The 14737-nt window shown below is 66.7% G+C and carries 14 protein-coding genes; 6 read left to right on the top strand and 8 right to left on the bottom strand.

The window, feature by feature from the left end; genetic code table 11:
* Nucleotides 1-31: 31 nt before the first annotated feature.
* The 3 genes from NP825_RS16055 to NP825_RS16045 form a co-directional block, all read right to left on the bottom strand.
* The gene (locus NP825_RS16055) at nucleotides 32-2200 is read right to left on the bottom strand and encodes a primosomal protein N' (protein WP_257545333.1); all 2169 of its coding nucleotides are present in this window, start codon (nucleotides 2198-2200) and stop codon (nucleotides 32-34) included.
* Between the two features lie 270 nt (nucleotides 2201-2470).
* The gene (locus NP825_RS16050) at nucleotides 2471-3556 is read right to left on the bottom strand and encodes a PepSY domain-containing protein (RefSeq protein ID WP_257551497.1); all 1086 of its coding nucleotides are present in this window, start codon (nucleotides 3554-3556) and stop codon (nucleotides 2471-2473) included.
* A 2-nt stretch (nucleotides 3557-3558) separates the two neighbouring features.
* A complete protein-coding gene (locus tag NP825_RS16045) occupies nucleotides 3559-5772 on the bottom strand; it encodes a TonB-dependent receptor (RefSeq protein ID WP_257545331.1) in 2214 nt (737 codons plus the stop codon).
* A gap of 282 nt (nucleotides 5773-6054) precedes the next feature.
* On the opposite strand from NP825_RS16045, the gene NP825_RS16040 reads away from it, so the two are divergent.
* From NP825_RS16040 to NP825_RS16025, 4 genes are all read left to right on the top strand, one after another.
* Entirely contained in the window at nucleotides 6055-7209 is a 1155-nt protein-coding gene (locus NP825_RS16040) for an acyl-CoA dehydrogenase family protein (protein WP_257545329.1), read from the top strand.
* A gap of 193 nt (nucleotides 7210-7402) precedes the next feature.
* Nucleotides 7403-8572, top strand: a complete 1170-nt coding sequence (locus NP825_RS16035) for an acetyl-CoA C-acetyltransferase (RefSeq protein WP_257545327.1) — start codon at nucleotides 7403-7405, stop codon at nucleotides 8570-8572.
* Between the two features lie 115 nt (nucleotides 8573-8687).
* Complete coding sequence (locus NP825_RS16030; RefSeq protein WP_257545325.1) at nucleotides 8688-9470, top strand: SDR family NAD(P)-dependent oxidoreductase; 783 nt, start codon at nucleotides 8688-8690, stop codon at nucleotides 9468-9470.
* Between the two features lies 1 nt (nucleotide 9471).
* Nucleotides 9472-9909: a thioesterase family protein gene (locus NP825_RS16025; RefSeq protein ID WP_257545322.1), complete on the top strand. Its 438-nt coding sequence runs from the start codon at nucleotides 9472-9474 to the stop codon at nucleotides 9907-9909.
* Nucleotides 9910-10021: 112 nt separating this feature from the next.
* Here NP825_RS16025 and gmk read toward each other — a convergent pair whose 3' ends face one another.
* The gene (gene gmk, locus NP825_RS16020; protein ID WP_257545320.1) at nucleotides 10022-10684 is read right to left on the bottom strand and encodes a guanylate kinase; all 663 of its coding nucleotides are present in this window, start codon (nucleotides 10682-10684) and stop codon (nucleotides 10022-10024) included.
* 50 nt (nucleotides 10685-10734) lie between these two features.
* Here gmk and NP825_RS16015 point away from each other — a divergent pair, with 50 nt between their 5' ends.
* A complete protein-coding gene (locus NP825_RS16015; RefSeq protein WP_257545318.1) occupies nucleotides 10735-11289 on the top strand; it encodes a DUF2585 domain-containing protein in 555 nt (184 codons plus the stop codon).
* 58 nt (nucleotides 11290-11347) lie between these two features.
* On the opposite strand, the gene NP825_RS16010 is transcribed toward NP825_RS16015, so the two are convergent.
* Genes NP825_RS16010 through NP825_RS15995 form a run of 4 tightly spaced genes read right to left on the bottom strand, consistent with a single transcriptional unit; the run spans nucleotide 11348 to nucleotide 13952 of the window.
* Complete coding sequence (locus NP825_RS16010; protein ID WP_257545316.1) at nucleotides 11348-11707, bottom strand: hypothetical protein; 360 nt, start codon at nucleotides 11705-11707, stop codon at nucleotides 11348-11350.
* A 53-nt stretch (nucleotides 11708-11760) separates the two neighbouring features.
* A complete protein-coding gene (gene fumC, locus NP825_RS16005; protein ID WP_257545314.1) occupies nucleotides 11761-13155 on the bottom strand; it encodes a class II fumarate hydratase in 1395 nt (464 codons plus the stop codon).
* On the bottom strand, nucleotides 13152-13466 hold the full coding sequence (locus NP825_RS16000; protein ID WP_257545311.1) for a hypothetical protein: 315 nt from the start codon (nucleotides 13464-13466) through the stop codon (nucleotides 13152-13154). Before NP825_RS16000 ends, fumC begins: the two co-directional genes overlap by 4 nt.
* 3 nt (nucleotides 13467-13469) lie before the next feature.
* On the bottom strand, nucleotides 13470-13952 hold the full coding sequence (locus NP825_RS15995; RefSeq protein ID WP_257545309.1) for an SspB family protein: 483 nt from the start codon (nucleotides 13950-13952) through the stop codon (nucleotides 13470-13472).
* Between the two features lie 95 nt (nucleotides 13953-14047).
* Between NP825_RS15995 and hisB the strand changes: the two genes are divergently transcribed.
* Nucleotides 14048-14635: an imidazoleglycerol-phosphate dehydratase HisB gene (gene hisB, locus NP825_RS15990; protein WP_257545306.1), complete on the top strand. Its 588-nt coding sequence runs from the start codon at nucleotides 14048-14050 to the stop codon at nucleotides 14633-14635.
* The last annotated feature ends 102 nt before the right edge of the window (nucleotides 14636-14737 follow it).

The raw sequence follows: 14737 nt of genomic DNA, 5'->3' as shown, positions 1-14737 counted from the left end.
CGCGGCCTGCCGCTGTAAAGTTCCCGGAGCTTTATACGAAACTATAGGGGTCGATGTCGATCGCGAGGCGCGCCTTCGCAGGCCAGTCGATGCGGTTCACCCAGTCGCGGATCGTGCCTTGCAGGTCGAAGCTGCGCGGGGCGTGGAGCAGCAGGCGGAAGCGGTGGCGGCCGCGCAGCATCGCCAGCGGCGCGGGGGCGGGGCCATAGATGGCGAGGCCGTCGGCGGCCGGCGCCTTTTGCCCCAGCCGCTGCGCCACCCCGCGCGCGACCTCGATATCCTCGGACGAGATGACGAGCGCGGCGAAGCGGCCATAGGGCGGCGCCCCCGCGTGGCGCCGCGCGGCGGCCTCGGCGGCGTAGAAGCCTTCGCGGTCGTTCGCGACGAGCGCCGTCATGACGGGGGCGTCCGGAACGCGTGTCTGGATCAGCACTTCGCCGGGCTTGACCCCGCGCCCGGCGCGGCCCGCGACCTGCGCGATCTGCTGGAAGGTGCGCTCGGACGCGCGCAGGTCGCCGCCGTCGAGGCCGAGATCGGCATCGACGACGCCGACGAGAGTCAGGTTGGGGAAATGATAGCCCTTGGTGACGAGCTGCGTGCCGATGATGATGTCGACCAGCCCGCCCTCGACCGCCTCGACGAACTCGGCGGCCTTGGCGGGCGACCAGAGGGTGTCGCTGGTGACGATCGCGGTGCGCGCCTCGGGGAAGCGCAGCGCGACCTCGTCGGCGACGCGCTCGACGCCGGGGCCGCAGGCGACGAGGCTGTCCTCGTCCTCGCACTCGGGGCAGAGCCGCGGCGGCGGCATGACATGGCCGCAATGGTGGCAGGCGAGACGGTGGACGAGCCGATGCTCGACCATCCACGCGGTGCAGTTCGGGCATTGGATGCGGTGCCCGCAGGTGCGGCAGAGGGTCAGCGGCGCGAAGCCCCGGCGGTTCAGAAAGAGCAGGCTCTGCTCGCCCTTGTGCAGCCGGTCGGCGAGGGCGTCGACGAGCGGCGGCGCGAGCCAGCGGCCGCGATCGGGCGGATCGCTCCGCATATCGATCGCGGCGAGGTCGGGCAGCGTCGCGCCGCCGTAGCGTGCGGGGAGGATGATGTGGCGATAGCGGCCTGCCTCGACCTGCGCGAGGCTTTCGAGCGCGGGGGTCGCGCTCGCGAGGATCACCGGCAATCCCTCGAAATGCCCGCGCATCACCGCGACGTCACGCGCGTGATAATGGACGCCGTCCTCTTGCTTGAAGCTCGTCTCATGCGCCTCGTCGACGACGATGACGCCGAGGGCGGCATAAGGGAGGAACAGCGCCGAGCGTGCGCCGACCACGATCTTCGCCTCGCCGGCCGCGATGCTGTGCCACGCGCGGCGGCGTTCGGTCGAGCGGAGGCCCGAATGCCACGCCACGGGCTCGCAGCCGAACCGTGCCGCGAAACGCGTCAGCATCGGCTCGGTCAGCGCGATTTCGGGGAGCAGGACCAGCGCCTGCTTGCCCGCATCGATCGCGGCGGCGATCGCCTCCATATAAACCTCGGTCTTGCCCGATCCGGTGACGCCATCGAGCAGCAGCGTCTCGAATTTCGCGGCGTCGACCGCATCGCGGAGCTGGCCGGCGGCGGCGGTCTGTTCGACAGAAAGTGCGGGCGGGGCGAAGGCGGGGTGGGGCTGCGGATAGGGCTGGTCGGCCGAGACGGCGACCGCTTCGAGCGCGCCGGTCTGGACGAGACCGCGGATCACCGCTTCGCTGACCTCGGCGAGTCCGGCGAGTTCGCGGACGATGCCTTGCCGGTCGCCGATCTTTTCGAGCGCAACGGTGCGCTGCGGAGTCATGCGCTTGGGGACTTCGCCGGTGGCGCGATATTCTACGATCGGGCGGCGCGCGTCGGCGAAGGCGGCGCCGGGCAGCACCATCCGCAGCACCGCGCCGGGAGGCGCGAGATAATAGTCGCTCGTCCATTCGACGAGACGGCGGAGCGGCGCGGGGACGGGGGGCACCGGCACGACCTCGAACAGGTTACGCAGGCGATTGTCGCCGACGGCTTCAGGCGCGCCGAAGCTCTCATCCTCCCACACGACGCCGCCCATCCGCCGCGGCCCCAGCGGCGCGACGACGACGCTGCCGAGCGGCGCGTCGGTGCTATAGGGCACGCGATAGTCGAGCGGGCCGAGAGCAGCGGTCAGAAGAAGGACGCGGGCGCGGGTCATGGGCTGGGGAGGATATAGGGCGCCGCGGGAAATAGGAAAGCGAGCAAGGGAGAATGCGCGCAAAGGTGCAGAGAGGAAGGATGGGGTTCACGCGGAGACGCGGAGGCGCGGAGAGACAGTGTTGGCCGCGAAGCGGCTTATTCCCGCAACGTGGCAATGAACGCCATGCAGCAGGAACGAAGGTGCCTGCCGGCCCGAGCGATGTTCTCCGCGTCTCCGCGTCTCCGCGTGAACCAAAAACTCCGCTAATTCCGCGTCTCTGCGCGAATATCAGGAAGCCGCCAGCGCCGCTGTCTTCATCACCCGCTTCGCGGGCTTCGGGCGCCGGAACCAGAAGGTCCACACCGCCAAGCTGCCGAGCATCGTCAGCGACAGGCCCGAAATCGTCATCACCAGGCGCCACGGCAGGCCGCCGACCTTGGCGGCGTGGATCGGGAAGGCCTTGTTGAACGCCTGCGCGCCGCTCGGCATCGCCAGCGCGTCGCGCGCGCCGAGCAGCTTGCCCGTCGCGGCGTCGAACCACAAGGTCGAGCGGCCGTTGGGCAGCCACTCGGCCTGCTGGCGCATCCGGAGCATGATCGGATCGCCGGCCTTGCGCGGCAGGCTGAGGATACGGAATTCGGCATCTGGGAAGCGGCGGCGCGCCTCGGTCAGCATCGCGGCATAATCGGGCTGCGTTGCAAGCGGCCCGCTCTCGTATTTCGGCGGCTTCATCGCCCTGGCGGCCTCTGCGGGCGAGCCGAAGGGGGCGATCATCGCCATCGCGAAGGGCTGAAAGATCATCATCGTCCCGGTGACCACCGACAGCAGCAGCAGCGGCGCAACGACGATACCAAGATCGCGGTGATGCATGACGATCGCCGGGCGGCTCATCCGTTTGGGCCACAGCCGGAACCGGAAGGTCTTCCGCGTCCGCCACCACAGGATCGCGCCGCTGATCACGAAGAAGATCCCGCACAGCCCCGCGATGCCGATCACCCATTCGCCGCTGTCGCCCGCGAAGAGATGATGGTGGAAGTCGAAAATCCAGAGCTCGGGCCGCTCCCATTGGCTCGCCCAGCGGGTGACGATCTCGCCCGACTGGCTGGCATAGGCGCCCGCTTCCTTGCCCAAGCGGAGCTGGTGGAGCCCGAAGCGCTCGTCGGCGAAAATGATGCCCTGCGCGCCCGGCATCGCCATCAGTCGCTCGGTCGCGGCGACAACGGTCGGCAGGTCGCCGCGCAGCGCGTCGTTGCTGTGCGGCAGGGCGATCCAGCTCGTCTCGTGAAGCAGGATCGTGCCCGACAGGCCCATGAGCGCGAGCACGAGGCCGATCAGGCCGCCGGTCCAGCGGTGGAGCGTGTCGAGCAACTGCATCATCAGAACCGGTAATCCCACCCCAGCGTGAAGGTCCGCCCGCGGCCCGCGAAATAGGCCGCGACCGGTGCGTCGGTCGCTTCGCGCGTATCGCTCGAATAGTCGATATAGAATTTGTCGAACAGATTCTGCACCGACAGGCTGAGCCCGCCGAAGCCGGTCTGATAACGCAGGCTCGCGTCGGTGATCGCATAGCCGCCGAAATTATTGAGCGGGCTGGGGTTCGCCTTGCCGTGGAAGTCCCGCTTCAGGAAGAATTGCGTCTGCACGAGCGCCGAGACGGGCCCCTTGTTGTAGCTCGCGTTGAGGTTCAGGCGGTCGGGCGAGATGTTGCTGCCGTCGAGGTCGGTGTCGACGATCCCGTCGGGATTGACGCTGTCACTGTCGTAGCGGCCCTTGAGGTGGGCGTAGCCGACGCCGACCCTGAGGCCGTCGACCGGCAGCGCCACCCGCAGGTTGAGCTCGAGGCCCTGAATCTCGACGCGCTGGCGCTGGACGTCGAAGATGCGGTCGGGGCGGGCGATGAGGAGCTGGCCCTTGTCGCTCGACGACCAGAAATAGGTCGCGCTCGCGTCGAGTGGGCCGCGCTTCAGCTCGACGCCAATCTCGCGGTTGTTCGAGACGATCGGCGAGATGTCGAGATAATTGTCGATATCGATCCCGGCGGTCTTCACCGCGCGGGTGATGCGGCCGATGTCGGGGACGGTGAAGCCCTCGGCATAGCTCGCATAGGCGCGGATGCCCTGCCACGGCTCGATGATGACGCCGCCGTTGATCAGGAGGTCGTCGAACTTGGGCTTGCCGCCTGCGACGTCGACGCCGCCATAGGTCGAAAGGCCGCAATTGGTGGTGACGGTCGCGGTGCAGGCGACATAGGTGGTCGAGGCGAGGGTGTGATAATCGGCGATTTTGATCTTCACATTTTCCCAGCGCACCCCGCCCGCGAGGCGGACGAGCCCATCGAACAGCTTGAGGTTTGCCTGTCCGAAGGGGGCGAGGCTGCGGAAATCGCTCGGCGGCACCCAGACGCGATCGGTTGCGATCAACGCCTGCTCAGTCTTGTCGACGAGCGCGTCGAAGCCGAGGGTGACGGTCAGCGCCTCGAAGCCGGGGACCGCGCGCTCATAGCTGAATTTGGCGCCGAGCTTGCGGCTGCGATTCTGCGACTGGTCGAACAAGGTGCCTTGCGGCGCGATCGCCGGGTCCTGGAAGGTCGCGATCGGGTCGATCTCGCCGCCGAAGGTGTCGCGGCTGCGGTTGAAGAAGATCTGGCTGACGAAATTGCCGCCGCCAAGGTCGGTGTCGGTCAGCGACAGCGCGACGCTTTCGGTGCGGTTCCGCGCCGGTTCGCCCGGCGGATCGCCGCGCACCGCGCTCGTCGGGATGCCGAGCGCGCGGTTGCCCGCGACCGCGACATAATCGCCGTCGCCCTTGAGCTCGTAGCGGCTGGCGATCAGGTCGAGCCGCGCGGTCGGCGACACTTCATAGCCGAGGCGCGCGAAGAGCGACAGCGTTCGCGAATCCTGCGTCTCGCCCTGCGTCAGGTTGAGCCCGACGCGGCGCCCTTCGCCGTCGTAGAAGGCGCCGCGCTTTTCCCACGCCGCGCCGAAGGTCGCGTCGAAGCGGCCGGCCTTATACTGGACGAGCCCCGCGACCTTGCCGCCGAGGCCATCGCCCGAAAAGCCGTCGTCCGCGGTGCCCTGCAACAGGAAACGGCCGCCGAGCCCCTCTTCCCTGGGCGCGCCGACGGTGACCTGGTTGACGATGCCGCCGGTCCCGCCGATCCCCTGCAGGGCGTTCGAGCCGTAGATCAGCTCGACGCGGTCGACGAAAAAGCCGTCGATCGTGAAGCCGTCGCGGCTGCCATCGCGCATCGGGGTCGATTGCGGAATGCCGTTGATCGCGTAGAGCGGCGAGCGCCCGCGCAGCGATTCGCCTGAACCCGACAATTTCTGGCGTGTCGGCGAAAAGCTGGGGGTGAGGTTCGAGACTGCGTCGGTCACCGACCCCGAAATCGCGAGTTGCTGGTCGAGCGTGTCCTTGCCGATCAGGTCGATCGTCAGCGGCAGCGCGTTCGGCGGCAGGATCGTGCGCGCGGCGGTGACGACGATGCTGTCATCGCGCGCCGCCTCATCGACGGGCGCGGCGTCCTGCGCGAAGGCGGGGACGGAAAATGCGCTCGAAAGCAGCGCCGCGACGATCCATTTGCGATTCATTCTCAACTCCTCTTTCAGAGGTGCCGCTAGTGCGACACATTCGCATATGCAAGGGGATTCGGGAGGACGGCTGATGGCGCAAGGTCAACCATGCGGCATCGTCGGTCCGCGCGCGCCCGGGGGGTGATGAAAGGGGCAGGGAACTTCCTGCCGTAACGTCTTTCCACTTGACGTGGACGTAAACGTAAGGTCCAGTGTCGGATGAAGGTCGTGCCGCGAGGCGCGTCCGCTCGCGCGTCCGGCTCCCCGACTGCGTCCGGCCGCCGTCACGAAAGGAAGATGATGTCGCTCGATAATCTCTCGCGCTCGGCCTACACCGACGATCATGAAGCGTTTCGCGCCACGGTGCGCCAGTTCCTCGAAAAGGAAGTCGCCCCCAATCAGGCGCAATGGGCCGAGGACGGTATCGTGCCGAAGAGCATCTGGCCCAAGGCCGGCGAGCTCGGCCTCCTCTGCCCGACGGTGCCCGAGGAATATGGCGGCCTCGGCCTCGACTTCGGCTATAATGCGATCGTCGACGAGGAGAGCGCTTATTATGGCCGCGTGACCACGGGCTTTTCGCTCCAGTCGGACATCGTCACCAACTATATCACGCGCTACGGCAGCGAGGAGCAGAAGAAGCACTGGCTGCCCAAGATGGTCGCGGGCGAGGTCATCACCGCGATCGCGATGACCGAGCCGGGCACCGGCTCCGACCTTCAGGGGATGCGCACGACCGCGAAGAAGGACGGCAATCACTACGTCATCAACGGGTCGAAGACCTATATCACCAACGGCCAGAACGCCGACCTGATCCTCGTCTGCGTCAAGACCGATACCGAGGTGCAGCCGGCGTGGAAGGGCGTGTCGATCGTGCTGGTCGAAGCCGACCGCGAAGGCTTCCAGCGCGGCCGCAACCTCGACAAGATCGGGCAGGACGAGGCCGACACGTCGGAGCTTTTCTTCAACGATGTCCGCGTGCCGATCACCAACTGCCTCGGCGAAGAGGGACAGGGTTTCATCTATCTGATGAGCGAGCTGCCGCAGGAGCGGCTGTCGATCGCGGTGTCGGCACAGGCGTCGGCGCAGCGCGCCTTTGACGACACCGTCGAATATACCCGCGACCGCAAGGCGTTCGGCAAGCCGATCCTCGATTTCCAGAACAGCCGCTTCGTGCTCGCCGATCTGAAGGCGAAATTACAGGTCGGCTGGGCGCACCTCGACTGGGCGCTGTCGCGGCACCTCAAAAAGGAATTGACGCCGGAGGAGGGCGCCGCGGCGAAGCTGTGGCATACCGAACTTCAGTGGGAAGTGATGGACAAGTGCCTCCAGCTCTTTGGCGGCGCGGGTTATATGAACGAATATCCGATCGCCCGTGCCTGGCGCGCGGCGCGCGTGACGCGCATCTTCGGCGGTACGAACGAGATCATGAAGGAACTGATCGGGCGGAAACTCTGACGAAAAATCTCTCTCCCCTTGCGGGAGAGATAGGCTTGGCTTGGCGGCTTGCCGCCTAGCAAGTCTTGAGAGGGGGCTTGACGGTGGCGTGTTGCCGCTCCCCCTCTCCCGGCTCCGACTAGGCGGCGAAGCCGCCAAGTCTCCACATCCCTCTCCCGCAAGGGGAGAGGGAAGAAGGTGAAAGGAACTCCCCATGGCTACAGCATATATCGTAGACGCCGTTCGCACCGCCGGCGGCCGCCGCGGCGGCCGGCTGGCCGGCGTTCACCCCGTCGACCTCGGCGCCGCGGTGTTCGACGCGATCGCCGACCGCAACGATTTCGACACCTCGAAGATCGACGACGTCATCACGGGCTGCGTGTCGCAGGGCGGTCAGCAGACGATGGACCTCGGCCGCAACGCCGTGCTCGCCTCGAAGCTGCCCGACTCGATCCCCGCGGTGACGATCGACCGCCAGTGCGGTTCGTCGCAGCAGGCGATCATGTTCGCGGCGCAGGCGGTGCTGTCGGGCACGCAGGACATCGTCCTCGCCAGCGGCATCGAAAGCATGACCCGCGTGCCGATGGGCAGCGTCGCGACCCTGTTCATGAAGGAAGGGCTCGGCAATTATAAGTCGCCGCGGCTCGAGGAGAAATATCCCGGCATCATGTTCAGCCAGTTCGCGGGCGCCGAGATGATCGTCAAGAAGCACGGCTTCACCAAGGCCGATCTCGATGCCTTCGCGCTCGAAAGCCACCGCCGCGCGAAGGCGGCGACCGAGGCGGGCAAGTTCGACCGCGAGATCGTCGCGGTCGAGATCGAGACCCCCGAGGGCAAGGACCAGCACAAGGTCGACGAGGGCATCCGCTTCGACGCGACGCTCGACAGCATCGCGGGCGTCAAGCTGCTCCAGGAAGGCGGCTCGATCACCGCCGCGACCTCCAGCCAGATCTGCGACGGTGCCTCGGCGGCGCTGATCGTGTCGGAGCAGGCGCTCAAGGACCATGGCTTGACCCCGCGCGCGCGTATCCATCATGTGTCGGTGACCGCGGGCGATCCCGTCATCATGCTCGAGGAGCCGCTGTTCGCGACCGAAAGGGCGCTGAAGAAGGCGGGGCTGAAGATCGGCGACATCGACGCCTATGAAGTCAACGAAGCGTTCGCGCCCGTGCCGCTCGCCTGGCTCAAATATCTCGGCGCCGATCCGGCGCGGCTCAACGTTCACGGCGGCGCGATCGCGCTCGGCCACCCGCTCGGCGCTTCGGGCGCCAAGCTGATGGCGACGCTGCTCGGCGTGCTCGACGCGACCGGTGGCAAATACGGCCTGCAGACGATGTGCGAAGGCGGCGGTCAGGCCAACGTCACCATCGTCGAGCGGCTGTAAACTCTATCCCCCCTCCCGCTTGCGGGAGGGGTTGGGGGAGGGCCTGTTGGCCTGGTTCCCCGACATGCCCCACCCAAACCCTCCCCTAAAGGGGAGGGCTTAAATGGAGAGAAAAATGAAACTCGATTCCACCGTATCCGCCGTCGTCACCGGGGGCGCCTCGGGCCTCGGCGCCGCCACCGCGCGCGCGCTCGCCGCCAAGGGCGTCAAGGTCGCGATCTTCGACCTGCAGGAAGAAAAGGGCAAGGCGATCGCCGCCGAACTCGGCGGCGTCTTCTGCGAATGCAACGTCACCGACGACGCGTCGGTCGACGCCGCCTTCGCCAAGGCGCGCGAAGCGCACGGCCAGGAGCGCATCCTCGTCAACTGCGCGGGCACCGGCAACGCGATCAAGACCGCGAGCCGCAGCAAGGAAGACGGCAGCATCAAGCATTTCCCGCTCGATGCGTTCAACTGGATCATCCAGATCAACCTCGTCGGCACTTTCCGCTGCATCGCCAAGTCGGCGGCGGGGATGCTGACGCTCGACCCGATGGAGGACGGCGAGCGCGGCGCGATCGTCAACACCGCGAGCGTCGCGGCCGAGGACGGCCAGATCGGCCAGGCCGCCTATTCGGCGTCGAAGGGCGGCGTCGTCGGCATGACCCTTCCTATCGCGCGCGACCTCGGCAACGAGAATATCCGCGTCAACACCATCCTGCCCGGCATCTTCGACACCCCGCTGCTCGCGGGCGCGCCGCAGAATGTCCGCGATGCGCTCGGCGCCTCGGTGCTCAATCCGAAGCGCCTCGGCAACCCCGTCGAATATGCCAATCTCGCCATGTGCATGATCGAGAACGGCTATTTCAACGGCGAGGACGTGCGCCTCGACGGCGGCATCCGCATGGCGCCGCGCTGATATGGCGAAACCGGAACGCTGGCGGCTCGACGCCGCCAGCTACCCCGTCTGCATCGAACTGCAGACGCGCTTTCAGGACATGGATATCAACGGCCACCTCAACAATGTGGCCTTCGCCGCGCTGTTCGAGAGCGGCCGCGTTCTCCTGAACCGCGAGGTGCGCCCGCTCGGCGACCGCCCCGCGAACGAACGCACGATGGTTGCGGCGGTCGAGATCAATTATCTGGCCGAAGGCAATTTCCCCGATCCGGTACGGATTGCGACCGGCATCGGCCGCCTCGGCACCTCGAGCTGGACGATCGTCCAGGCGATGTTCCAGAACGATCGCTGCATCGCGACCTGCGATACGGTGGTGGTATGCCGCACCGACGGCGAGGCGAAGCCGCTGCGCGCGGAGATGGTCGCGGAGTTGGAAGCGAAGCTGGCGCGGGCGGCTTAAAATGCGGTGTTCCCCCGCGAAGGCGGGGGTCCATCACCTGCCGGTGCCAGTTGGAGCCGACCGGAGATGGGTCCCCGCCTTCGCGGGGACACGCGGCTCTAATACATCGACGTTATAATTTCTTGTCCGCATCGGGCACCGCGCGGATCAGGTCGCGCGCGAAGCCTATCAGGCCGATCTGGCGGCGGCGTTTCAGCCGCTCGGCGCGCAGGATCGCGCGGACCTCGTCGAAACAGCCGTCGACATCGTCGTTGATCAGCACATAGTCATAGCCGTCCCAGTGGCTGATTTCGTTCGCGGCGCGCTCCATCCGCGCCGCGATCACCTCGTCGCTGTCGGTGCCGCGCGAGCGCAGGCGGCGTTCGAGTTCCTCCATCGTCGGCGGCAGCACGAAGACGCGCACGACGTCGGGTCCGGCCTCCTGATAAAGCTGCTGCGCGCCCTGCCAGTCGATGTCGAACAGCACATCCTTGCCCGCCGCGAGCAATTCCTCGACCGGCGCGCGCGGGGTGCCGTAGCGGTGACCGAAAACATGCGCCCATTCGAGGAATTCGCCGTCGGCGGCCATCTTCTTGAAGCGCTCGGTATCGACGAAATGATAATGGACCCCGTCGACCTCGCCCGGACGCGGCGGCCGCGTCGTCGCCGAGATCGACAGCGCGATGTCGCTGTCGGCGTCGAGCATCATTCTGGAAATGGTGGTCTTGCCGGCGCCCGAGGGTGAGGACAGCACGAAGAGGACGCCGCGGCGGTTCAGGTGGACGCTTTCGGTCATGCGCGCTATTCGCGCGGGGAGGCGCGGCGGTCAAGCGGGAAGGGGCGGCGATGACGCGAAAGGGGTGGCTGGTCGCGGCCGGGTTGCTGGCGTTGCTCGCGGCGATATTGACCCTCATGGGCCGCCCGCCGATCTGCCCGTGCGGCACCGTCAGCCTGTGGCACGGCACCGTCCAGTCGAACCAGAACAGCCAGCAGATTTCGGACTGGTACAGCTTCAGCCACATCATCCACGGTTTCATCTTTTTCGGCCTGTCGCGGTTGCTGATGCCGCGTGCTCCGCTGTGGGCCGCGCTCGCCGTCGCGATCGGGATCGAGGGCGGGTGGGAAATCCTGGAGAATTCGCCGATCATCATCGACCGCTACCGCGAGGTGACGATGGCCTATGGCTACAGCGGCGATTCGGTCCTCAATTCGGTCAGCGACGCCGCCTTCATGATGCTCGGCTTTCTCGCCGCGAGCCGGATGCGCTGGTGGGCGACCGTCGTGATCGCGCTCGTCTTCGAATTGTTCACCCTGTGGGCGATCCGCGACAATCTGACGCTCAACGTGCTGATGCTGGTCTCGCCGGTGGAGGCAGTGAAGGAGTGGCAGGCGGGCGGTTAAACAGCTGTCGTCATTCCGGCGTCGAGATCCCGGCCTTCGCCGGGATGGCGGCAATGGTTTAGTGAATTGCCGCGCCGCGCCCGTTGCTTTCGACCGGAAGCGCGGGCGGCAGGGCGTCGCCCAACTGCGTTCCGTCGGGCGCGATGCCGGCATAGGGGGCGACCACGCCTGCCTTCACCAACTCGGGGTCGGTCCGGTGCGCTTCCTCAGCCGCCTTGCGCGCCTCGGCGCGGTCGGCCCATTTCTTGGTGAGATAGGCGGCCGCCGCGGTCGCGGCGAGCACCGCGTAGCGCTGCGGGAACAGGCGCCGCGCCGCAAACAGCGTTCCGGCGCCGATCACCGCGCCCGCGACGGGGTGATTGTTCTTCTGGCGGCCGATGGCGCTGCCGATGACGCCGCCGATGATCCGTCCCATCATCTTCATCTTCCTTCCTCCCCCCATCAATCCCCGGACTCTGCGAAGAGTTCCGCTCAGCGGTCCGGCCCCAGCATCGTGCGCGGATCGACGACGCGGTCGAAGGTCGCGGCGTCGACAGTGCCGAGGTCCAGCGCCGCCTCGCGCAGCGTCGATCCCGTTTCATGTGCGTGCTTCGCGATCTTCGCCGCCTTGTCATAGCCGATTTCGGGCGCGAGCGCGGTGACGAGCATCAGCGATCGGTTCATCAATTCGTCGATCCGCGCGCGATTGGGCGCGATCCCGACGACGCAATGCTCGGTGAACCCCGCCATGCCGATCGCGAGCAGATCGATCGAGCGCAGCACGTTCGCCCCGATCAGCGGCTTGAAGACGTTGAGCTCGAGATGCCCCTGCAACCCGCCGATCGTCACCGCCTGATGATTGCCGATGACCTGCGCCGCGACCATCGTCAGCATCTCGCACTGGGTCGGGTTGACCTTGCCCGGCATGATCGAGCTGCCGGGCTCGTTCGCGGGCAGGTCGAGCTCGCCCAGTCCCGCGCGTGGGCCCGAGCCGAGCAGGCGGATGTCGTTCGCGATCTTTGTCAGCGCGACCGCCAGCGTATTGAGCGCCCCCGAAAAGAAGACGAGCCCGTCGTTCGAGCCCAGCGCCTCGAACTTGTTGCGCGCGGGTTCAAAGGCGATGCCGGTGCTTTTCGACAGCTCGGCGGCCATAGCGGTGTCGAAGCCTGCGGGGGCGTTGAGCCCGGTGCCGACCGCAGTGCCGCCTTGTGCGAGCTTGCAGATATTATGCGCGAGCGCGCCCTCGATCCGCGCGCGGCACGCGACGAGCTGCGCGACATAGCCCGAAAATTCCTGGCCGAGCGTCAGCGGGGTCGCGTCCTGCAAATGGGTGCGGCCGATCTTGACGATGTCGTCCCACGCCGCGGCCTTGGCGGCGAGCGCGTCGGTGAGCTCGGCGAGCGCGGGGAGCAGCCGCGCCGTCGTCTCGACCGCCGTCGCGACGTGGAGCGCGGTCGGAAAGCTGTCGTTCGACGACTGGCCCTTGTTGACATGGTCGTTCGGATGCACCGGCGCCTTGCCGCCGCGCCGGCCCGCCAGCCGCTCGTTGGCGATTCCCGCGATCACCTCGTTGACGTTCATGTTCGACTGGGTGCCGCTGCCGGTCTGCCAGATGGCGAGCGGAAACTGGTCGTCATATTCGCCAGCGGCTACGGCCGCGGCGGCGTCGGCGATCGCGTCCGCCAGCGCGGGATCGAGCCCGTGGGCGCGGTTCACCTCGGCCGCCGCGCCCTTGATCCGCGCGAGCGCGTGGACAATCGGTAGCGGCATCCGCTCGTGCGGCGGAAAGGCGAAATTGTGCCGGCTGCGTTCGGTCTGCGCGCCCCAATAGGCGTCCGCGGGAACCTCTATGTCGCCGATGCTGTCGCTTTCAACGCGCGTGGTCATGCCAATAGCATCCTTGTCACCAGAACCGTGCCCGCCCAGATCGCCGCGACCAGGCCGAGCAGTTGCCAATAGCCACTTTCGCCGATCCGGCGGCGCAGCCAGGCGGCGGCGAGCCAGACGAGCGCGAGCGCCGGGGTCAGGATCAGCAGGCTGAAGCGCAGCAGCCCATCGGCGATCTGCCCCTCGGCATAGCCGCCTTCATAATAGGCATAGCCCTCGACACCCCACCAGAAAGCGGCGGTGAGGACGAGCATCCCGGCGAGCGCCCAAAATTGCCAGAATCGGCTCGGGGGCCAGTCGGGGCCGCCCACCCGTCAGCGCTTCTTGCCGAAATCCACCGTCACGACGTTGGACCCGTCTTCGCTCGAAACATCGGGGCGATCATTGTCGGCCTCGTCGTGCGGCTCGGGCTCGGCGACCTCGTCGTCGCTGACCTGGAATTGCAGCCCGAAATCGACCGAGGGATCCACGAAAGCGGTGATCGCCGCATAGGGGATCACCAGGGTCGACGGCGTCTGGTTGAACGACAGGCCGACGCTGAAAAAATCTTCCTCGACCGTCAGGTCCCAGAAACGGTTCTGGAGCACGATCGTCATTTCGTCGGGGAATTTGGCGATCAGATGCGCGGGAATATCGACCCCCGGCGCCTGCGTCTTGAAAGTGATATAGAAATGATGTTCGCCGGGCAGGCTGTCATGCCCCTCGAGCTGGCTCAGCACGCGGCCGACCACGGCGCGCAGCGCATCCTGCACGATTTCATCATAGGGAATCAGGCTGTCGCGGACATCGTCACTCATGCGCGGGGGATGAACGCCGCGCGGGCGCCGGTCAAGAGGGGTCGCGAGGGGAGAATCGCCTTGCAACGCGAAGCGCAGCGACTAAGGCGTGCGCCATGCGAACCGCCACCGTCCAGCGCACGACCAAGGAAACGGATATCGCGATCGCCGTCAACCTCGACGGCACGGGCGATTATTCGGTGTCCACCGGCATCGGTTTTCTCGACCATATGGTCGAGCAATTGTCGCGCCATTCGCTGATCGACATTTCCATGACGGTGAAGGGCGACCTGCATATCGACCAGCATCACACGGTCGAGGATAGCGCGCTCGCGCTCGGCGAAGCGATCGCCAAGGCGCTCGGCGACAAGCGCGGCATTGCCCGCTATGGCGAAGCGCACGCGCCGATGGATGAGACGCTGACGCGCTGCGCGCTCGACATTTCGGGGCGCCCTTATTGCGTCTATAAATCGACCTTCTCGCAGCCGCGGCTCGGCGAGATGGATACCGAGCTTTTCCCGCACTGGTTCGCGAGCTTCGCGCAGACCGCGGGAATCACGCTGCACCTCGAAACGCTCTATGGCGAGAACAACCATCATATCGCCGAAAGCAGCTACAAGGCGCTCGCCCGCGCGCTGCGCCAGGCGGTCGAGATCGACCCGCGCAAGGGCGATGCGATTCCCAGCACGAAAGGCGTGCTATGATAGCCCCCCTCCCGCAAGCGGGAGGGGCAGCGAGACTTGCGAACTTGTTCGCTAGTCGCAGCGGGGTGGGCCTCTGCAACGTCGGATGCGCGCTACGCTCGC

The organism is Sphingopyxis sp. DBS4 (assembly GCF_024628865.1).
Classification (GTDB): Bacteria; Pseudomonadota; Alphaproteobacteria; order Sphingomonadales; family Sphingomonadaceae; genus Sphingopyxis.
This window is presented reverse-complemented; position numbering and strand designations above follow the sequence as displayed.